This window comes from Pseudomonas sp. G166, from assembly GCF_037027455.2.
Lineage (GTDB): Bacteria > Pseudomonadota > Gammaproteobacteria > Pseudomonadales > Pseudomonadaceae > Aquipseudomonas.
On record NZ_CP146985.1, the window covers coordinates 5,209,574 to 5,228,186 of the forward strand.

Annotated in this window: 20 protein-coding genes and 1 tRNA gene; 1 reads left to right on the forward strand and 20 read right to left on the reverse strand. The window is 59.7% G+C overall.

The window, feature by feature from the left end:
• Positions 1 to 2: 2 nt before the first annotated feature.
• Genes SGN16_RS23030 through SGN16_RS23055 form a run of 6 tightly spaced genes read right to left on the reverse strand, consistent with a single transcriptional unit; the run spans position 3 to position 6,907 of the window.
• On the reverse strand, positions 3 to 1,418 hold the full coding sequence (locus SGN16_RS23030) for an amidase (RefSeq protein WP_335945155.1): 1,416 nt from the start codon (positions 1,416 to 1,418) through the stop codon (positions 3 to 5).
• 2 nt (positions 1,419 to 1,420) lie between these two features.
• Positions 1,421 to 2,761 (reverse strand): aminotransferase class III-fold pyridoxal phosphate-dependent enzyme, encoded by a 1,341-nt coding sequence (locus SGN16_RS23035; RefSeq protein WP_210640386.1) that lies wholly within the window; start codon positions 2,759 to 2,761, stop codon positions 1,421 to 1,423.
• Positions 2,739 to 3,863 carry an aminotransferase class III-fold pyridoxal phosphate-dependent enzyme gene (locus SGN16_RS23040; protein ID WP_335945075.1) on the reverse strand — a complete coding sequence of 375 codons (1,125 nt, stop codon included), beginning with the start codon at positions 3,861 to 3,863 and terminating at the stop codon, positions 2,739 to 2,741. The genes SGN16_RS23035 and SGN16_RS23040 overlap by 23 nt, the downstream gene beginning before the upstream one ends.
• A gap of 8 nt (positions 3,864 to 3,871) precedes the next feature.
• On the reverse strand, positions 3,872 to 4,753 hold the full coding sequence (locus SGN16_RS23045) for a TauD/TfdA family dioxygenase (protein WP_210640390.1): 882 nt from the start codon (positions 4,751 to 4,753) through the stop codon (positions 3,872 to 3,874).
• The gene (locus tag SGN16_RS23050; RefSeq protein ID WP_210640392.1) at positions 4,728 to 6,293 is read right to left on the reverse strand and encodes an AMP-binding protein; all 1,566 of its coding nucleotides are present in this window, start codon (positions 6,291 to 6,293) and stop codon (positions 4,728 to 4,730) included. The genes SGN16_RS23045 and SGN16_RS23050 overlap by 26 nt, the downstream gene beginning before the upstream one ends.
• Positions 6,290 to 6,907, reverse strand: a complete 618-nt coding sequence (locus tag SGN16_RS23055; protein WP_210640393.1) for a thermostable hemolysin — start codon at positions 6,905 to 6,907, stop codon at positions 6,290 to 6,292. Before SGN16_RS23055 ends, SGN16_RS23050 begins: the two co-directional genes overlap by 4 nt.
• A gap of 171 nt (positions 6,908 to 7,078) precedes the next feature.
• Between SGN16_RS23055 and SGN16_RS23060 the strand changes: the two genes are divergently transcribed.
• Positions 7,079 to 8,014, forward strand: a complete 936-nt coding sequence (locus SGN16_RS23060; protein ID WP_210645389.1) for a LysR family transcriptional regulator — start codon at positions 7,079 to 7,081, stop codon at positions 8,012 to 8,014.
• 128 nt (positions 8,015 to 8,142) lie between these two features.
• On the opposite strand, the gene SGN16_RS23065 is transcribed toward SGN16_RS23060, so the two are convergent.
• From SGN16_RS23065 to SGN16_RS23130, 14 genes are all read right to left on the reverse strand, one after another.
• Positions 8,143 to 8,218, reverse strand: a tRNA-Lys gene (locus tag SGN16_RS23065).
• Positions 8,219 to 8,281: 63 nt separating this feature from the next.
• Positions 8,282 to 8,974, reverse strand: coding sequence for a 7-cyano-7-deazaguanine synthase QueC (gene queC / locus SGN16_RS23070; RefSeq protein WP_210640394.1), 693 nt, complete (start codon positions 8,972 to 8,974; stop codon positions 8,282 to 8,284).
• Between the two features lies 1 nt (position 8,975).
• A complete protein-coding gene (gene queE / locus SGN16_RS23075) occupies positions 8,976 to 9,623 on the reverse strand; it encodes a 7-carboxy-7-deazaguanine synthase QueE (protein ID WP_335945076.1) in 648 nt (215 codons plus the stop codon).
• A gap of 168 nt (positions 9,624 to 9,791) precedes the next feature.
• Entirely contained in the window at positions 9,792 to 10,628 is an 837-nt protein-coding gene (ybgF, locus tag SGN16_RS23080; protein WP_210640398.1) for a tol-pal system protein YbgF, read from the reverse strand.
• 6 nt (positions 10,629 to 10,634) lie between these two features.
• Complete coding sequence (gene pal, locus SGN16_RS23085) at positions 10,635 to 11,132, reverse strand: peptidoglycan-associated lipoprotein Pal (RefSeq protein WP_210640400.1); 498 nt, start codon at positions 11,130 to 11,132, stop codon at positions 10,635 to 10,637.
• Between the two features lie 52 nt (positions 11,133 to 11,184).
• Positions 11,185 to 12,465, reverse strand: coding sequence for a Tol-Pal system beta propeller repeat protein TolB (tolB, locus tag SGN16_RS23090; protein WP_210640402.1), 1,281 nt, complete (start codon positions 12,463 to 12,465; stop codon positions 11,185 to 11,187).
• Between the two features lie 17 nt (positions 12,466 to 12,482).
• Positions 12,483 to 13,562, reverse strand: a complete 1,080-nt coding sequence (tolA, locus tag SGN16_RS23095; protein WP_003205033.1) for a cell envelope integrity protein TolA — start codon at positions 13,560 to 13,562, stop codon at positions 12,483 to 12,485.
• Positions 13,562 to 14,014 (reverse strand): protein TolR, encoded by a 453-nt coding sequence (gene tolR, locus SGN16_RS23100; protein WP_161796096.1) that lies wholly within the window; start codon positions 14,012 to 14,014, stop codon positions 13,562 to 13,564. The genes tolA and tolR overlap by 1 nt, the downstream gene beginning before the upstream one ends.
• Positions 14,015 to 14,037: 23 nt before the next feature.
• Positions 14,038 to 14,733, reverse strand: coding sequence for a protein TolQ (gene tolQ / locus SGN16_RS23105; RefSeq protein ID WP_135846912.1), 696 nt, complete (start codon positions 14,731 to 14,733; stop codon positions 14,038 to 14,040).
• A complete protein-coding gene (ybgC, locus tag SGN16_RS23110) occupies positions 14,723 to 15,190 on the reverse strand; it encodes a tol-pal system-associated acyl-CoA thioesterase (RefSeq protein ID WP_025215227.1) in 468 nt (155 codons plus the stop codon). Before ybgC ends, tolQ begins: the two co-directional genes overlap by 11 nt.
• A gap of 127 nt (positions 15,191 to 15,317) precedes the next feature.
• Entirely contained in the window at positions 15,318 to 16,379 is a 1,062-nt protein-coding gene (ruvB, locus tag SGN16_RS23115; protein ID WP_003178599.1) for a Holliday junction branch migration DNA helicase RuvB, read from the reverse strand.
• Positions 16,380 to 16,988 (reverse strand): Holliday junction branch migration protein RuvA, encoded by a 609-nt coding sequence (gene ruvA / locus SGN16_RS23120; RefSeq protein WP_058542614.1) that lies wholly within the window; start codon positions 16,986 to 16,988, stop codon positions 16,380 to 16,382.
• A 114-nt stretch (positions 16,989 to 17,102) separates the two neighbouring features.
• Positions 17,103 to 17,627 (reverse strand): crossover junction endodeoxyribonuclease RuvC, encoded by a 525-nt coding sequence (gene ruvC, locus SGN16_RS23125; RefSeq protein WP_025215229.1) that lies wholly within the window; start codon positions 17,625 to 17,627, stop codon positions 17,103 to 17,105.
• Positions 17,628 to 17,790: 163 nt separating this feature from the next.
• A complete protein-coding gene (locus SGN16_RS23130; RefSeq protein ID WP_018614256.1) occupies positions 17,791 to 18,537 on the reverse strand; it encodes a YebC/PmpR family DNA-binding transcriptional regulator in 747 nt (248 codons plus the stop codon).
• Positions 18,538 to 18,613: the final 76 nt, after the last annotated feature.

Consider the following 18,613-nt stretch of genomic DNA (forward strand, 5'->3'; position numbering starts at 1 on the left):
CGTCAGTACGTCGAGGCCTCGCCAGGCGCCACCGCGCTCCAACGCTCCAGCTCCCGTTCAAGGAAACCGGCCACCGCCAGCAACCGCTCCTCTTGCCAGTGAGGGCCGACAATCTGGATACCAATGGGCAGCCCGGTGGCCGGGTCTGATCCGGCACGGATCACCACCGCGGGGGAGCCGCTGAGACTGAACGGGAACACGAAGGCATAGCGGTCGCGATCTTGCAGGGACTCCCCATGCCGAAACGCAACGTCAGGGAATACCGGGCAGATGAACAGATCGTGCTGCTTGAAGAACTTGGCCAATTGATAGCGGAATGTATCGATCATGATCCAGTCGCGCTTGACGTCATCCACGGTCAATGTCACGGCTTCGCTCATGTCCAACAACTGGGCGATGGGCGCCGTGAAGTCGCGCTTGTTCATGGTATCGAACAATTGCCGCCAGCCGCGCCCGGCATCAGCGCCGGTGATGAATACCCGCCAAAGCACATCGCAGGCTTCGCCGAGCATCGGCGGTGCCACCGCATCCACCTGTGCCACCACCGGTTCCAGACACCGTTCGACCTGCTGCAACACCTGGCTCACCGCTGCGCTGACGGGGGTCCGGCTCGACGCCGAAAATAGCGCGACACGCAGATGGGCCAGCGGCTCGCTGGTGGCGAACGGCACGTCGACGGTATCCGGGTCATGGCCGTCGGCGCCACTGATCAATTGGCCGAGCAGCGCCAGGTCATCGACATAGCGCCCCATCACGCCAAAGGCCGACGTCATATGAAACAGGCCGGACCGGTCATTGGGAAACTGGCCGGTCAACGGCACCCGGCCCTGGGTCAGTTTCAAGCCGCAAATGCCATTGAAGTGCGCCGGAATCCGCACACTGCCACAGGCATCGGACGCCAACCCGGCCGGCGAACACCCGGCGGCGATCGCTGCCGCTTCCCCACCACTGCTGCCCCCAGCGGAGCGCCGCAGATCGTGAGGGTTGAGGGTACGGCCGTAGACCAGGTTCTCGGTCTCGAAGGCCATGCACAGCTCAGACACATTGCTGATGCCCATGATGATCGCGCCGGCCTGCCGCAGCCGCGCGACCGCCGTCGCGTCCTCCTGGCTGGTATCGCCCATTAATTCCCCGACGCCGCGGGACATCTTGAAGCCGCGAACATGGAGGACGTCCTTGACGGTGATGGGAATGCCATGCAGTGGACCGCTGATCTGCCCGACGCGCGCCATCTCGTCGGCCTCACGGGCCTGGCGCCGCAGCTCCTCGACCGGCGCCAATTGGATCAATGCGTTGATCTGATGGTTACGCTCGGCGATGCGTTGCAGGTAGAACTCCAGCAGCGTAACGCTGGTCAGCGCGCCACGGCGCAGCAGACCGGCCATTTCCCGCAGGGTCAGCGTGTCAGGATTGAACATGCTCATGACGCCCCCTGGCTGCGCAGCCATTTGTTGGGCAACTGGTACATATTGCGCACTACCAGGGAAAACGCCTTCACCGCCAGCGTTGGACGCCGGTCGATGGCTTCCAGGGCCTCTTCGATCATCGCCAGGACATGGTGCAAGGCTTCAGGCGTGATGGTCAGCGGCGGATAAAACCGCAGCACCGGGCGCTCGGCCTTTTCGTTCATCGAATGCCCGGCATGCACGCCGCGCTTGCTCAGCTCCATGCTCATCAAGGCCTCATAGACCGAGCCGCGCAAGCGCAGGCCCGTCATCAAGCCGACGCCCGGCACGTCCTCGACAATGTGCGGATAGCGCAGGGCCAGCCGTTGCAGGCCATGACGCAACAAGCCGCCATTGACCCGGGACTGCTCCACCAGGTTGTGTTGCTCGATGTAGTCGATGGCTGCCAGCGCCGAAGCGCACGCCACCGGGTGCCCGCCGTTGGTTCGCGTGTCAGGCTCGATTTCACCGAGCGGGTACTGGCTGGCGAGGCGCTGGCTGTACATGGCGCAGGCAAACGAGGTGTAGCCGCCGGTCAAGCCCTTGGAAAGGATCATGATGTCGGGGACCACTTCGTCATATTGCACGGCGAACCATTTGCCACAGCGTCCAAAACCGGTCTGGATCTCATCGGCCACCAACAGTGTACCGGTGGCATCGCACAAGGCCCGGAGATTGGCCATATAGCCCACCGGCGGCACTTGCAAATGAGCGCCGCCCAGAATCGGTTCGACGTACACCGCGCACACGCCCTCGCCCACGGCCTTTTGCAGAGCGGCGAAATCGCCGTAGGGCACGCAGGTCACTTCGGGAGGATCGATACCGTAGCTAGCATGGTTCTGTTGCTGGCCCAGAATGCTCATCGCCGCCAGGGTCTTGCCATGGTAGGAACCGCTCATCACCACGATCCGACGCCGCTGAGGCTGGATTCGCAGCACATAGCGCAGGCTCTGCTCGACGGCTTCGGCACCCGATACCATGAACTGCACATCGCCCCACTCCCCCGGCACCAACTGGCACAGCCGCTCGCGCAGGGTGTCTTGAAGCGGGTGGCGCCGACCTTCCGGCACCCAGGCCATCTGATTCAATTGCGCCTGCACCCGCTCACGCACCGTCGGATTGCGATGCCCGACGATAAACACCCCATAACTGCACGCACAATCGATAAAGCGCTTGCCGGCGTGGTCGGTGACATGGATGCCTTCGGCCTGTTGCTCGACACTGGTCTTGCCCAGGCGATACAGCTTGGCCGCCGACGCGCTCCAGTGTCGCTGGCAGTCATCCAACAGTTGTTCATGCGGCCTGAGTAAGGACATGGCTTAACGTCTCCTTGATGATGTGCGCAGCACGTTGAATGTGCTCAGGGCGAGCGCTGATCGGGCAGCGCAAAACCAATTCGCGGCCACGAGGCGCACTGACATAGACGCCTTGCTGGTAAAGCGCTTCGCAAACCACGGCCGGTTGCAGGTCATCGGCCAGCGGCAGGCTGACCCAGGCGCCCACAGCCACCGCCCCCAATGAAGCCAGGGTTTGCGCCAGGTACTGGCCGTTTTCCTGGCATTGCCGGGGCGAGTCGTGGGCTTGCACATAATCCAATGCGGCCAGGGCCGCCACGCAGGCCATTGGATTACCGGCGGTGGTGCTGCCATGCTTGGCTGGGCTGCTGCGCCCATAGACCTGCCAGGCCATATGCTCGCTGCAGGTATAGGTGCCGATGGGAATCGCGCTGCCGCCCAGGGGCCCGCCGAGCACGACAATGTCCGGAACCGGACGATAGCGCTGGAAACCGAACAGCGAACCCAGGCTGCCAAGGCAACTGTGGGTATCGACCGCGATGACCGGTACCGACGCCCGCGCAGCGCGTGCATGCAACTGCTCGATCAAGGCCGGTTCGAGCAGTTGCAGTCGACCGTTTGCATCCGTACGGGTGCTGCTGTGGCACACCGCAAAGCAATCGCTCCAGTCCACCGAGTCCAGGTCAGCGACATGACGAATCGCCGCTCGCTTGAATCCCAGGAAACTCTGTAGGCCAAGATCGCCCTGCGCTGCGTTGAGGCAACGCCCGTAAGTCAGCGAGCCATAATCGCCGCCCTGGATAAACACAATGGTGTTGCCCTTGGGCTTGAGCCCCTTGCACAACTTCAAGGCCCCCTCAAAAGCCTCGTCGCCGGAGCTGCACACATAAGAGCTCTCCAGCGGCGCGGGCAGCAGCTCGGCCAGGCGCCGACACAAGGCAAGCAACGGTTCGGAGATCAGCACCCGATTGGACAGGCCCATGATCTGGGCCTGACGGCTGACCGCCTCGATCACGGACGGCACCTGAAAGCCAAACCCGCCGGTCAGGTCGATGATCGAGCGACCATCACCGTCGAGATAGGTCTCGTACCGTCCTCCGATAATGTATTTGTCGTGTTTCATGAGATCTCTCAGCGATAGCTCAAGGCGTTGAAAATGCGCCGACGCTCGTCGACGATGGTTTCCCGACCGTGCATGACCCGACGGTTGTCGATCATCACTACGTCATGGTCACGCCAGCCCACCGGGTAGGTGTAATGGGCGGACACCTCGGCGATCTCAGCCAGGTACTCGGCGGGAATCGGCTGCCCGGCCAGCGTATCGATCACCGGCGCTTCGTAGTTGAAGGACGGCCCCAGGATGCTGTTGGCAAAAGCCGGACGCCCGCTGAAGGCCGATGTCAGGATCGCCGAGGTGCTGAAGGCGTAGTGGATCGAATCATCGGCCGGGTTGAAGGAAATCAGGGTTTGCGGATCGTCACCGATGATTTGCAACAGGTCCTCGATAGCGACGGCCGCCGGGTCCGACAGCGTTGGCGAGTAGTGACAAACCAGCCGGCGCCATTTCTCCCCGGCCACGGTCCGGCTGTAGCGAATGGGATTTTCTTCAAAGAAGGTGCGACAGCCTGGGGACAGTTTCGCCAGCACCCTCTCACCGTCGCACAAGGTGGTTTGCGAACCCTTGCGCGGCGCTTCCTGGCAATAGAACCAGGTCATGTCCGGCCAGAACGGGGAGTTGCCGTTCTCGCAATGCAAACCGACGGCCTGATGCCCGGCATCCACCAACTGCGCCGCGCCACCGACCATGATCCGGGCCGGATCCAGGCTCAGCCGCGAACTGTTTTGCTTCACGTAGGCACTGAAATCCTCGGCGTTGTGAATACAGTTGCGAAACAGCACGACGCCGTAATGCCCCAGCAACTCATACAACTCGCCCTTGCCCAAGTTGGCGAAGTGATGCGACTCGACGATGGATACGTCCGGGTTTTCAAAGTGAAAGGCAGGTGTGCTCATTGGATGCATTCCTTTGCAGAGTGGAAAAAACAGTGGCGATATCGGCGCGTTTCGGCCGGCCAGTGACGGTATAGAGCTGCTCGAGCAACGGGTCATCCTTGGTCAACAACCAGAGTCGATTCGGTCGCTCGATGTCGGAGAAGCGCCCCGCCGACCAGGCGAGCAGTTCATCGCGCGCCGGTGTCGCCTCGACGCACAACAACGCCACGAGACCATGGAGCTCATCGAAAAACACCGCGGCATCGTTGACGCCCGGGTATTTGCGGTACTCAAGCTCAACCTGCTCGGGGCTGACGTTGCGGCCATTGGGCAGGCAGATCACGTTCTTCTTGCGCCCGTGCACGTACAGGTAACCATCATCATCCAGCATCCCCAGGTCGCCGGTGTCCATCCAGCCGTCGCTGGACATGGAACAGGCGCTGGGGTCAGTGCCGGAATAGCCACTGAACAACGAGCTGCTCTTGACCTCGATGGTCTGGTCGGCGCCGATACGTACCTGGACGTGGGGCAGCGGCTTGCCGACGCTGCCAAGGCGTTGCTGCTCGAAGGTGTTCACGCTGACGACCGAGGCGTTCTCCGAAAGCCCGTAGCCCTGGTACACCTCGATGCCTTGTTCAGCCAGGCCGCGCAAGACATCGATACTCACTGCCGCGCCGCCGCAGGTGATGTGCGCGCCCGATTTCAGGTACCGTGCCAGCCGTTCGCCCGCCTCGCCTCCTTCGTTCATCTGCTCCAGGAAACGATTGACCATGACCGGCGGAACCGTCAGGGCCGTTGGCTGGACTTGCAGGATCCAGTCGACCAGGCGCTGCGGTGACGCGCCAGGCTCGCCGAGCAAGGGCTCGTTTGGCGGTAAAAAATGCACAGTCCCGCCTGCCAGCAGCGGCAGATACGCGGCGGTCACCTGTTCCAGCAACAGACTCAAGGGCACCATCGACAGGTAACGACGATGGGCATTGGCTGGCATGCGTTGGCGCAGCGACGCCAGCACCGCGCCGACCGCCTGGGCACTCAGGCGTACCCCCTTTGGCCGGCTGGTGGTGCCCGAGGTGTGAATGATTTTGCAGATCCAATCACCCTCACTTTCCGGCGTATAGAGCAATGGTTGCTCGGGTACCGGCTCGTTGATGCGTTGCAAGCGGCTATCGGGGAAATTCAGCTTCCAGCGTTGCGCCAGGGTTTGCTGCCCGGCGGCATCCACCAGAAACCCATCGCAACCGCCGGCCAGGTGCTCTGCCTGGGATTGGCTGAACGCCAGCGGCAGCGGCAGCGCAGTGATACCGGCGAACAGGCAGGCCAGGTCGGCCACCAGCCAGTCACTGCTGTTGCGCGTCGCAATCCCCAATACCACATGATCACCATGGGCTCGGCTTGCGAAACGCCGCTGCAGGGTTGCCGCCAGATTGAGCGAGCGCTGTTCCAGCTCGCCATAGGTCAACTGCGTCGGTTCATTGCCCACTTGCGGCCAGTCAACCGCACAGACGGCCTCGCGGTTTTCCAGCAACGCACGTTGCAATTGGCTGATAAACCCACCGCTCATGGCTGCGCCCTCGCCAGAGAGTCACCCGGCAATTGAGTGAATGAGGTATTGAGAGTCATGGCAGCGAAGCGTGAACGTTGCGGGTCCACCCGGATGAAACCGGTGACTGGCAACTTGGCGTAATAGCTCCCCCATTTCTTGCCGCCGTCGTCGGCCAGGCGCGTGGGGTCCGCGGTCAACAGTGGCTCGAAATCGATCTGGCAACTCTCCATCATTTGCCGGACTCGAGGAGTCACCGTGCACAACAGGTAGTGCCCACCCATGCACCAGGCCAACAACGGAATCATGTTGACCAGAATCATTCCGGCCGTCAGGTGATGGGAGATCAGGTTACCGATCTCGACAATGTTCGAGCGATCAATGGTTTTTTCGAAACGCTGGGACAATATCTCGTTTATCGGTTGTGTCAGGTATTGCTCGGAAAACAACGTGCGGTGGTCCGCAAACGTAATACCGGCGCAAGCAAGAATACGATCCGCCGGATCCTGAGTAACCGCAAAGTATTGCGGATTCGGTTCAACCGAAGCGGAATAAGAACTGCGAAATTTCTCCTTCACTACTTCTGTGGCTTGCACCCATAACGGCGTCTTAGTTTCAGCGACACGTATTTGCATTTCGTCCTCCTCCGTCCTTGTGCAGGATTCCTGTAAAAAGCGAGGCGAGCATATTGGGGAAAAGTCCTACAGACCATTTAAAAAATAAATTGCTTCCGCTAATATGTAAATAAACGTCTTTGTCATAAAAACATAGGACGCTAGTCCATGGATTGCGCCAAGAAGGATCTTATGCTCAATAGTAATTTGCTTAGAAAGCTGGACATGCAGGACTTGATGGTGTTTGTCGCGGTGTACGAGCAGAGCAGCGTCACCGAGGTGTCCGAGGCCCTGTGTGTCAGCCAGTCAACCGTGAGCTACTGCCTGAAGAAGCTGCGCACAAGCTTCGAAGATGAACTTTTCGTTAATACCCGCAGTGGCATGCGTCCCACCAGCAAAGCCACCGCCATGTACAGCCATATACTGAAGATTCTCAAAACAATAAACATATGCCATTCCGGCATTCAGACATTCGACCCCACCCAGAAAGAGATAACATTCAATGTCTGCGCACCCGAGTACTTTGAACTTCTAATCCTGCCAAAATTGGTCAAGTGTTTTATTGGCAGTCGCTTTCCGGTCATCATTAACATAACCAAGTTTCACAGGGATATTCCCGCCGAGGAATTGATGGACGGCCGCTTCGACCTGGTCATTTGTTTTGGCCCGAACTTTCATCGCGGCGTCAAAGGTTTGCGCTCGCAGGTCTTGTTGGAAGATGAATTGGTCTGCGTGGTCGATAAAAACTTCACACTGACGCAAGAGGACTTCAGCCTGGAGACGTTCGTCGCGTGCCAGCACGTTTTCCCGACACCCTGGACATCCGACACCAACATGATAGATGGATGGCTCACTCGCCAAGGCTACAGCCGACAGATTGTCGCTCGGGCCAACAGCTACGTAGCGGCACTCAATATGATCAGCGGGACCGACTTCATCCTGACCCTGCCTAAGCGTATTCAGGCATTGACCTGCGACGAACACAGGTTCGGTCATCGCCGAGCACCGGCAGGTCTACCGAGCTTCACGCTGGAAATGATGTGGAGCGAGAAACCGACCCAGGACAGCGCCAACAGCTGGTTTCGCGAACAAATCGTAAAAGTCTGCGCTGAAGACGGCTTGCTTTAATCAGCCTGGGAACCGCTCGAATCGTCGAGTGGTTCCCGGCTTTTCGGCTGCCGACTTTTCATCAGGCAAAAAAAAATCCGGAAATCCTCACTTTCGTGGGCCTTCCAGACTTTTAAAACTGCTAAAAATGGTGGGTCGTGTGGGATTCGAACCTACGACCAATTGGTTAAAAGCCAACTGCTCTACCAACTGAGCTAACGACCCGCTGTGTGGTGGCGCGTATAATACTGATTTCTAAGGACTATTCAACACTTAATTTGAAATAAATCAAAAATAAGGGGTTGGATCGCTCACACCCGCGGCTGCAAAGCCTTCTGCACGCAGGCGGCAGCTGTCGCATTTGCCGCAAGCGCGGCCTTGATCGTCGGCCTGATAGCAGGAAACGGTCAGTCCGTAGTCCACGCCAAGCTTCACCCCAGCCTTGACGATATCGGCCTTGCTGAGATTCTGCAGCGGCGCCTGGATACGGAAGCCCTGCCCCTCTACACCGGCCTTGGTCGCCAGATTGGCCATGCGCTCGAAGGCTTCGACAAACTCCGGGCGGCAGTCTGGATAGCCGGAATAATCCACGGCATTCACGCCAATGAAAATATCACGGGCGCCCAACACCTCGGCCCAACCCAGCGCCAACGACAGGAATACGGTGTTACGCGCTGGTACATAGGTCACCGGAATGCCTTCGCTCGGCGCCTCGGGGACATCGATGGAACTGTCAGTCAGAGCCGAACCGCCAATGCCGTTGAGGTTCAGGCCAATTACCTTGTGCTCCACCACGCCCAAATCCCGGGCAACCCGTTCAGCGGCTTGCAGCTCGACACGGTGACGCTGACCGTAATCGAAACTCATGGTGTAGCAGCGGTAGCCTTCGGCGCGCGCCATGGCCACGACAGTCGCCGAATCCAGGCCACCGGACAGCAGGATAACCGCACGTTTTTCTGCAGTGTTCGATTGTTCAGTCATATCAGCGCCCCGGCTCGTCGTTCCAAAGATATTTATGCAACTGCAATTGCAGGCGCACCGGCAAATTGTCCGCCACCACCCAGTCCGCCAGCTCCCGCGCACTCAAATCGTGATGACTCGGCGACAACAACACTTCGCCGGCCCGCTGGTCGAGACCGTATTGAATCAGCTTGGAGACGGCCCAGTCATAGTCTTCCCGCGAACAAATGACGAACTTGACCTGATCGTTAGGTGTCAGCAGTTCAATGTTCTCATAACGATTGCGATGCGCTTCCTTGGAGCCTGGGGTTTTCAGGTCCACGACGCGACTGACGCGCGGGTCGACGGCCGAGATGTCCAGAGCACCGCTGGTTTCCAGCGAAACCTCATAACCGGCATCACACAACTGCTTGAGCAGGGGGATGGCGTTGGGTTGCGCCAGTGGCTCACCACCGGTGACGCAGACGTAGCGCGGGCGGTAACCAGCCACTTGCTCGAGGATATCGTCGAGGGTCCGCAGAGTGCCGCCGCTGAATGCGTAGGCACTGTCACAGTATTGGCAACGCAGCGGGCAACCGGTGAGGCGCACAAAAACCGTGGGCAGCCCAGCCGTTCGCGTTTCACCCTGCAACGAGTAAAAAACTTCGGTGATTCTCAATGTGTCTTGCATAGTCGCCACGGGCGTAACAGCTAAACAGGCTGTCCGCCTCCGTCAGGCACTTCAAGGAACCCCGCCAACGCGCAGATCCCAAAAAGCGTGTTTCATAAAAGGGCGTGAATTCTAACGAAAAAACCCGCGACAGGCGCGGGTTTCTTCAAAACAGGTCAAGCCGGCTTATTACATGCGTTGCAGATCACGCTGGGCCAATTGAGCAGCGGATGTGCCCGGATACTGGGCCACCACCTGCTGCAGAATGCCTTTCACCTTGTCGGTATGACCGAGGCGGCGCTCTACATCAGCAAGCTTGTACAGCGAATCCGGCACCTTGGCGTGCTTGGGATACAACTGTGACACCTTGGCGAACGCCTGGCCGGCACCTTGCAGGTCACCCTTGGCCAGGTTCACTTCGCCCAACCAGTATTGGGCGTTGCCCGCGTACTGGCTGTTTGGGTATTTGCGCAGGAAAGCGGCAAAAGCCTGGCTGGCCTTGTCGAAGTCCTTGGCCTTGATCAAGTCGAAGGCAGCGTCGTAATAGAGCTTTTCCTTCGCCGGATCAGCCGGCTCACCATTGGCGGCAGGTGCTGGAGCCGTTGCCCCAGCGCCCGCGGCTGCACCGGGGGCGTTCAAATCGCCACCGGCAGGAGAATTCTCAGGAGACGCGGCAGGTGCAGGTGCAACGCCGGATCCTATGCGCCGATCAAGATCCTGGTATCGCTCCAGGTTTTCCTGCTTCATGCGCGCAATATCATTTTGCAGAACTTCGATCACGCCTTGCTGGCGCGAAAGCTGATCCTGCATTTGCTGGAGCTGGTTGAACAGCTCGCCCTGTGCCGAGACAGGGGCCGAAACCCCTCCCCCGGCATAGGCGCCGTTCGTACCGTAACCCGCAGGCGGATAGCTGCTCCCGCTATTGTTATAGCCGGCATCGTTATCGACCACAGGAACCGCAGCCCACGCCGCAAGCGGCGCGAGGCTGAGAGCCAGAACAGTTACAGCACGACGGCACGTTCGCATGACGAATTACTTACGCAGTTCGACGCGACGGTTTTGAGCCCAGGACTGCTCGTCGTTGCCGGTAGCAACTGGACGCTCTTCGCCGTAGGAAACCAGTTCCAGCTGAGCTGGGGAAACACCTTGCAGTACCAGGTAGCGTTGAACGGCTTTCGCACGACGCTCGCCCAGTGCCATGTTGTACTCACGAGTACCACGTTCGTCGGTGTTGCCTTCCAGAACGATGCGAGCGCCGTTGGCTTTCAGGTCCTTGGCGTGAACGTCCAGAGCGCGCATGGCTTCTGGCTTCAGGTCCGAGCTGTCGTATTCGAAGTAGAAGGTGGTGATTGCGCGCAGAGCAGCTTCTTCGCTCAGGGAGCCATCGACTGCACCAGTGTTAGCGCCGTAACCAGCGTTTGGATCAACAGCGCCTTCACCGGCATTGTCGCCGCCTTTGGACGAGCAACCTACAGCTACAGCCATGGCCAGAGCCAGCGCAGCAAATTTACCAAACTTCAGCATTTCCATCGTGAAACTCCTAATGAACCCCAGTGTGTTAAGTAAAACGTATAGCGCCGCGTCAGTTCAGGTAAGGGGACCAGGACGGTTCTCTGACTTCGCCTTGTGCGGTAGGAAGCGGGAGCCTCACGCGTCCATTGATGGACACGAGCATCAAGACTCCCCGGCCCTGCTGGCGGGTGGCGTAGATTACCATGGTGCCGTTGGGCGCAACAGTAGGTGACTCGTCCAGAGTGCTATCAGTGAGGATTTTTACGCTTCCGCGCTGCAAATCCTGGGCCGCCACCTTGAAATTAGTGAAACCGTCCTGACGATGGATCATCACCAGGGTCTTTTCGTCCGCCGACAGCTTAGGGTTGGCGTTGTAGTTACCGATGAACGTCACGCGTTCGGCACCGCCACCACCCGCACTGGTCTTGTAGATCTGCGGCTTGCCGCCACGGTCGGAGGTGAAGTAGATGGTCGAGCCATCCTTGCCCCAGAACGGTTCAGTGTTGATGCCCGGGCCGTTGGTGACGCGGGAGATCGAACGCGAAGCCAGGTTCATCACGTAGATGTCCGGGTTACCGTCCTTGGACAGCACGAACGCCAGGCGGGTACCGTCCGGCGACCAGGCTGGTGCGCCGTTGAGGCCTTCGAAGTTGGTGATCTGCTCACGGCGACCGGTATCGATGTGCTGCATGAAAATACGTGGACGCTTCTGTTCGAACGAGACATAAGCGATACGCTTGCCATCAGGGGCGAAACGCGGCGACAGGATCGGCTCGCGCGATTGCAACAAGGTCACTGCACGAGCGCCGTCATAGTCGGAGCGCTGCAGGGTGTAGCGGGTGTTGTTCTCGGAGAAGCGTTCAGCCGTCACGTAGAGCATGCGGGTAGAGAATGCTCCCTTGATGCCGGTGAGTTTCTCGAACGACTGGTCGGAGATGTAGTGCGCCATGTCGCGCAACTGATCAACGCTGCCCGACACACTGCCGGTCAGTACTTGCTGCTCGGTAGCGACGTTGAACAGGGCGTACTGCACCTGCAAACGACCGCCGGCCGGAACGATGCTACCGACCATGATGTACTGGGCGCCCAGGGCCTTCCAGTCACGGTAGATGACTTCGCTGGCCTGGGTCGGCAGGCTGATCATGTTCTGCTTCGGGATCGGCGCGTAGTAACCCGAGTTGCGCAGGTCGTTGCCGATGATTTCCGCCATGTCGTCCGGCAGGACGCTACCGCCCTGCCAGCCGAACGGTACGACGGCGATCGGGGTAGCCCGATCACTGCCGCTGGTGACCAGAATGTTCTTTTCCTCTGCTACCGCTATCCCTGCCAGGCAGCAGATAACGACAAGCATTCCTCGAAGAAGGTTTCTCACAAGGCTAGATCCTCAGGTGTGAATGTCATCTTGAATGAACGATAGGGAGCAAAGTCGCTCGGTTTCATTCCTTGCATTTCCGTCAATCGCCCAATGTTCTTGACCGCTGCGACCGCCGAAGCGTCGAACGGACCGTCACCGCTGGACTTGGCGACGCTGACCGAGGTAACCGTACCGTCGGGCAACATGCCGATTTGCAATACTACCGTCATGCCTTTGCGCGCCGAAGGTGGACGAGCCCAACCTTCTGCCGCTCGGGCGCGAATCAAATCATCGTAACTGCCGGCGACTTCATCGCCCTGCTCATCGGCCAATGCCTGCTGGCGCTCCGGCGTATCGGAAAGCAAATCTGCCAGGGCCTGGGCCTTTTTGTCTTCGGCGGATTTACGCGCTGCGTCCTGGGCCTTTTTCTTGGCGGCGTCGGCGGCGGCTTTCTTCTTCGCGTCTTCGGCGACTTTCTTTTTCGCCTCTTCAGCTTCAGCTTTCTTCTTGGCGTCTTCGGCCGCTTTTTTCTTCGCGTCCTCGACGATCTTTTTCTTCGCTTCTTCAGCGGCCGCTTTCTTGGCCTCTTCTTCAGCGGCTTTCTTGGCTTCTTCTTCGGCTTTCTTCTTGGCTATATCAGCCAATTGTTTCTCTTCTGCCTTTTTGGCCTCGGCGGTCTTCTTCGCTTCATCGGCTTTCTTGGCTTCGTCAGCCTTTTTCGCCTCGTCAGCTTTCTTCGCCTCATCGGCCTTCTTGGCTTCCTCGGCCTTTTGAGCCGCTTCCTCTTTCTTTTGTTCCGCTGCCTTTATCGCTTCCTGCTCGACCTTCTTCTGTTCCATCTGCTCGACTTCAGTCTGGCGCGCGGCGGATTTCTTCGCCTCGCCCGCCAGCTTCTGGTTGGTCTGCGTGGTGGCCTGGCTTTTCGACTTGAGCTGGTACAACGTCGCCTGCACGATCGGCTTGGCCGGCGGCAGCTCCGGGGTCATGGCAAAACTGACGAACAGCATGCCGAACACCAGCACATGCAGGCCGATTGCCAGAACACTAGGCCAGAAGTAGCTTTCCGAGGCGGACGGCTCTCGCTGTTGCTGCATCAGGGCGCCTCAGTGATCAAGCCAACGTTACCGACCCCGGCTTTCTGCAAACCGCCCATGGCGCCCATCACGGCACCGTAGTCGACGGTCTTGTCGCCGCGAATGAAGACCTGGGTGCGCTTGCCGGCATCGTTGCCGACACGAATGATCTTGGTCACCGCGTCGGTCATCTGCGGCAAGGTCATGGCCCGGTCCTGCTGCTTCTCGGTATCGACTTCGCTGCCAAGGTTCCAGTAGTAGGTCTTGTCAGCCTTGATCGAAATGGTCAGTACCTGGGTGTTGTTGTCCTGCGGCAAGGCTTCGCTGGAAACCTTGGGCAGATCGACCTTCACGCCCTGATTGAGCATCGGCGCGGTCACCATGAAGATGACCAGCAACACCAACATCACGTCGATGTAGGGCACCACGTTCATCTCGGCAACCGGCTTGCGCTTGTTTCGGGCTCGAGCGATTAAAGCCATGGGGAAATACCTGCTTATTCTTCGCTGGTGTGCACTTTGCGGTGCAGGATCGCCTGGAATTCATCGGCGAAGGTGTAGTAGCGGCTGGTCAGCGTTTCGCTGCGAGCAGCGAAGCGGTTGTAGGCGATAACAGCCGGAATGGCAGCGAACAGGCCGATGGCAGTGGCGACCAGTGCCTCGGCGATACCCGGGGCCACGGTGGCCAGGGTCGCTTGTTGGGCAGAGGCCAGGCCACGGAAGGAGTTCATGATCCCCCACACGGTACCGAACAGACCGATGTACGGGCTGACCGAGCCGACGGTGGCCAGGAACGACAGACCTTGTTCGAGTTTTTCTTCCTCACGGGAGATGGCGACGCGCATGGCACGGGCCACGCCTTCCATCACCGCTTCCGGGTCAACGCCTGGCTGCTGGCGCAGACGGGAGAATTCCTTGAAGCCGGCACGGAAGATCTGCTCCACGCCCGAATCCGGGTCCGGGTTGCTCCCGGCCTGACGGTAGAGTTTGGACAGGTCGATGCCGGACCAGAAGCGCTCTTCGAAGCTCTCCAGGGCACGGCGACCGGCGCGCAGCATATTGCTGCGCTGAAAAATCATGATCCATGAGGTCACCGATGCGGCTACCAGGATCAGCATTACCAACTGCACCACGACGCTGGCATTGCTGACCAGGCTCCACATGGAGGTATGGTCGACGACGTTAGCTTCCACGCTTTATCTCCTGCTCTGAGTGTGTACCCGCGCCGCTCACGCCGGCAAAGGCCGCACGTAGAGCTTCGGGAATGGCCCGGGGTTTCAAACTATGGGTGCGCACACAGGCCACCAAAAACTGCCCTTCACAGAGCAGCACATTATCCGTAGCCCGCCTGACCTGCTGCTTGAAACGCAGGCTGACACGGTTTAATTCGATGACATCGGCACTTACCAGAAGCTCGTCGTCCAGTCGCGCCGGCGCGTGGTAACGCGCTTCGCTGGAATGCACGACGAATAACAGGTCCTCCCCTGCCAGCGCGGATTGGGCAAAACCCAGTTCCCGCAGCCGTTCGGTTCGAGCCCGTTCCATAAACTTGAGGTAATTGACGTAGTAAACGATGCCGCCGGCATCAGTGTCCTCGTAATAAACGCGACAGCGATGTGCGAACGACTCCAGCCCGTTTTGCGCGCGCATACTCTAGTGCTTACTCCTCAGGTTGCCAATCGGCCAGGCAACTGTTTTTTCATTCTCGAAGGCATTGACGCTCCGAGTGTCGTCTGGGACAGCACGAACTCGAAAAAAGTCGTTGCACAGAGCTCGTTCAATCGTCCACGGCATCGAGGAATTCGTCTACCACCGGCATCTCCCCCATTCGTGTCGGGATGTTTAAGCCGAAATGCAAATAAGCATGGCGGGTCACCACCCGGCCACGCGGAGTGCGCATGATGTAGCCCTGCTGGATCAGGTACGGCTCCAGCACATCTTCGATGGTGTGACGCTCTTCGCTGATGGCCGCGGCCAGGCTGTCCACGCCGACCGGGCCACCGTCGAACTTCTCGATCATGGTCAGCAGCAAGCGTCGGTCCTGATGGTCGAAGCCGCGCTCGTCGATGTCCAGCAGGTTCAACGCCAGGTCGGCAATCGGCTTGGTGATGTGACCCTTGGCCCGAACTTCGGCGAAATCCCGGACCCGGCGCAGCAGGCGGTTGGCGATCCGCGGCGTACCCCGGGCTCGCCGGGCGATCTCATAAGCGCCATCCGGGTCCAGCGGCAGCCCGAGAATGCCCGCCGAACGGCTGACAATCGTCGCCAGGTCCGCGTTGTTGTAGAACTCCAGGCGCTGGACGATACCGAAACGGTCGCGCAGCGGGTTGGTCAGCATGCCGGCGCGGGTGGTAGCGCCCACCAGGGTGAAGGGCGGCAGATCCAACTTGATCGAGCGCGCCGCCGGCCCTTCGCCAATCATGATGTCGAGCTGGAAATCTTCCATGGCCGGGTACAGCACTTCCTCGACGATTGGCGACAGCCGATGGATTTCGTCGATGAACAGCACGTCATGGGGCTCAAGATTGGTCAGCAGCGCCGCCAGGTCACCCGGCCGCTCAAGGACCGGCCCGGACGTGCTCTTGATCGACACGCCCATTTCCTGGGCAATGATGTTGGCCAGGGTGGTCTTGCCCAGGCCTGGCGGACCGAAGATCAAGGTGTGATCCAACGACTCACTGCGCCCACGGGCCGCCTGGATGAACAGCTCCATCTGCTCACGCACGGTCGGTTGACCGATGTAGTCGGCCAGGCTGACGGGGCGAATTGCGCGGTCCTGGATTTCCTCGCGGTCACGGGGCGCGCCCGTGGCGGCGATCAGACGGTCAGCTTCAATCACTTAAATCATTCCCTTCAGGGCACGACGAATCATGTCTTCGGTGCTCAGGCCTTTTTCCTTGATAGCGGAAATCGCCTTGCTGGCTTCCTGTGGCTTGTAGCCCAGGGAGATCAGCGCGGTGACCGCATCGTTTTCGGCACTGACCGCAGGTGCCGGTGCGTCGGGCTGGTTCGGCACCAGCGCGAACATGGCCGGCACCGCTTCCCAAGCCTTGAAACGGTCCTTGAGCTCGACCAACAGACGCTCGGCGGTTTTCTTGCCCACACCCGGCACCTTGGTCAGCGCCGAGGTGTCCTGGGACTGCACGCAACGCACCAGTTCGTCGACTTCAAGGCTCGACATCAAGGCCAGGGCCAGCTTCGGGCCGACGCCATTGAGACGGATCAGCTCGCGGAAGAAATCCCGCTCGCGCTTGCCGACGAAGCCATAGAGTAACTGCGCATCCTCGCGCACGACCAAATGGGTGTGCAGCGTCAGCGGCTCACCGACCGACGGCAAGCGATACAGCGTGGTCATGGGCACTTCCAGCTCATAACCCAAGCCGTTTACATCCAGAATCAGGTGCGGCGGCTGTTTCTCAGCCAGGGTGCCGCGCAAGCGTCCAATCACGTTTCAGATCCTTGGGCGTAGGCCAGCCGCTGGCTGGCGAGTAACGGCCGGAGCAGCAACGCCGACAACACAGGCGCAAAATGCTCAGGCTCATGAAAGATTGCGCTGATGCTATCAGAGACGCAGGCGCCCGCCACGACTGCGTGCGGCTCCCAGGCCGTGAGGCAACAGACTGGAACGGGTATGAGCATGGCAAATGGCGATGGCCAGGGCATCGGAGGCGTCGATTTGCGGCTTGCTGACCAGCTTCAGCAGATGCATGACCATCATTTGCACCTGCTCCTTGTTCGCTGCCCCCGTTCCGACAACCGCCTGCTTGACCTGGGTCGCGGTGTATTCGGCGATCTCCAGGCTTTCCTCGGCACCGGCCACGATCGCCGCGCCCCGAGCCTGCCCCAGTTTCAAGGCCGAGTCAGCGTTACGCGCCATGAAGACCTTTTCGATGCCCATGGTGACCGGGCCGTAGGTCTGGATGACTTCGCGCACGCCGCGGTAAACAATCTGCAAACGTTCGTGCAACTCGCCAGCACCGGTGCGGATACAGCCAGACGCCACGTACACGCAGCCGCGCCCGGTGTCGCGAACCACGCCGTAGCCGGTGATGCGCGAACCGGGGTCGATGCCAAGGATTAAAGTCATAGCGCCTGCGGTTTGAAGGGGAGTTATCCAGATCTGTGGGAGCGAGCTTGCTCGCGATGGCGTCGAATCAGCAAGCAGAGCTTTGACTGAAGTACCGCTATCGCGAGCCAGCTCGCTCCCACATCTGGGTCATTCGCAATCGTCAATATTTGAACAGGCCTTCTCAGCCGAGCTGTTCAGCCACCGACTCCGGAATGTCGGCGTTAGAGTAGACGTTCTGCACATCGTCCAGGTCTTCAAGCATGTCGATCAGCTTGAGCACCTTCTCGGCACCTTCCAGGTCCAGTTCGGCGCTGGTGGTCGGCTGCATGACGATTTCCGCATCGGCAGGCTTGAAACCGGCCGCTTCCAGGGCATTACGCACGGCATAGAAGCTGGCGAAGGACGTGAACACGTCAAACGAGCCGTCTTCATGGCTGACCACGTCATCGGCATCGGCTTCCAGGGCCGCTTCCGTCAGAGCATCTTCATCGAGGCCTGGCGCGAAGCTGATCTGCCCCTTGCGCTCGAACAGATAAGCCACCGAGCCATCGGTACCCAGGTTGCCACCGCACTTGCTGAAGGCATGACGCACGGCTGCCGCGGTACGGTTGCGATTATCGGTCATGCATTCGACCATCACCGCCACGCCGCCCGGACCGTAACCTTCGTAGGTCAGCTCTTCAACGTTGTCGGCCTCGGTCGCACCCGCGCCACGGGCAATGGCCCGGTCGATGATGTCGCGGCTCATGTTCGCACCCAGCGCCTTGTCCAGGGCCAGGCGCAAACGCGGGTTGGACCCCGGATCACCTCCCCCCTGGCGAGCCGCGACCGTCAGCTCACGGATCCACTTGGTGAAGATCTTGCCCCTCTTGGCATCCTGACGTTCTTTGCGGTGCTTGATGTTCGCCCACTTGGAATGACCTGCCATAACTCGCTCCGGTTTTTCTTTGAAACATTGCCCGCCCTGCGCTCACGCAGCAGCCGGCAAGCAGAAATATCGATCC

Bases quoted from the DNA above. Each gene is read 5' to 3' on its own strand.
- queC (WP_210640394.1), bottom strand. From the start codon at position 8,974: ATGACTGAACAATCGAACACTGCAGAAAAACGTGCGGTTATCCTGCTG.
- SGN16_RS23130 (WP_018614256.1), bottom strand. From the start codon at position 18,537: ATGGCAGGTCATTCCAAGTGGGCGAACATCAAGCACCGCAAAGAACGT.
- tolB (WP_210640402.1), bottom strand. From the start codon at position 12,465: ATGCTTGTCGTTATCTGCTGCCTGGCAGGGATAGCGGTAGCAGAGGAA.
- SGN16_RS23055 (WP_210640393.1), bottom strand. From the start codon at position 6,907: ATGCAAATACGTGTCGCTGAAACTAAGACGCCGTTATGGGTGCAAGCC.
- tolA (WP_003205033.1), bottom strand. From the start codon at position 13,562: ATGCAGCAACAGCGAGAGCCGTCCGCCTCGGAAAGCTACTTCTGGCCT.
- queE (WP_335945076.1), bottom strand. From the start codon at position 9,623: ATGCAAGACACATTGAGAATCACCGAAGTTTTTTACTCGTTGCAGGGT.
- SGN16_RS23040 (WP_335945075.1), bottom strand. From the start codon at position 3,863: ATGAAACACGACAAATACATTATCGGAGGACGGTACGAGACCTATCTC.
- SGN16_RS23045 (WP_210640390.1), bottom strand. From the start codon at position 4,753: ATGAGCACACCTGCCTTTCACTTTGAAAACCCGGACGTATCCATCGTC.
- ybgF (WP_210640398.1), bottom strand. From the start codon at position 10,628: ATGCGAACGTGCCGTCGTGCTGTAACTGTTCTGGCTCTCAGCCTCGCG.
- SGN16_RS23050 (WP_210640392.1), bottom strand. From the start codon at position 6,293: ATGAGCGGTGGGTTTATCAGCCAATTGCAACGTGCGTTGCTGGAAAAC.
- SGN16_RS23060 (WP_210645389.1), top strand. From the start codon at position 7,079: ATGCTCAATAGTAATTTGCTTAGAAAGCTGGACATGCAGGACTTGATG.
- SGN16_RS23030 (WP_335945155.1), bottom strand. From the start codon at position 1,418: ATGTTCAATCCTGACACGCTGACCCTGCGGGAAATGGCCGGTCTGCTG.
- pal (WP_210640400.1), bottom strand. From the start codon at position 11,132: ATGGAAATGCTGAAGTTTGGTAAATTTGCTGCGCTGGCTCTGGCCATG.
- ybgC (WP_025215227.1), bottom strand. From the start codon at position 15,190: ATGCGCGCGCAAAACGGGCTGGAGTCGTTCGCACATCGCTGTCGCGTT.
- ruvC (WP_025215229.1), bottom strand. From the start codon at position 17,627: ATGACTTTAATCCTTGGCATCGACCCCGGTTCGCGCATCACCGGCTAC.
- SGN16_RS23035 (WP_210640386.1), bottom strand. From the start codon at position 2,761: ATGTCCTTACTCAGGCCGCATGAACAACTGTTGGATGACTGCCAGCGA.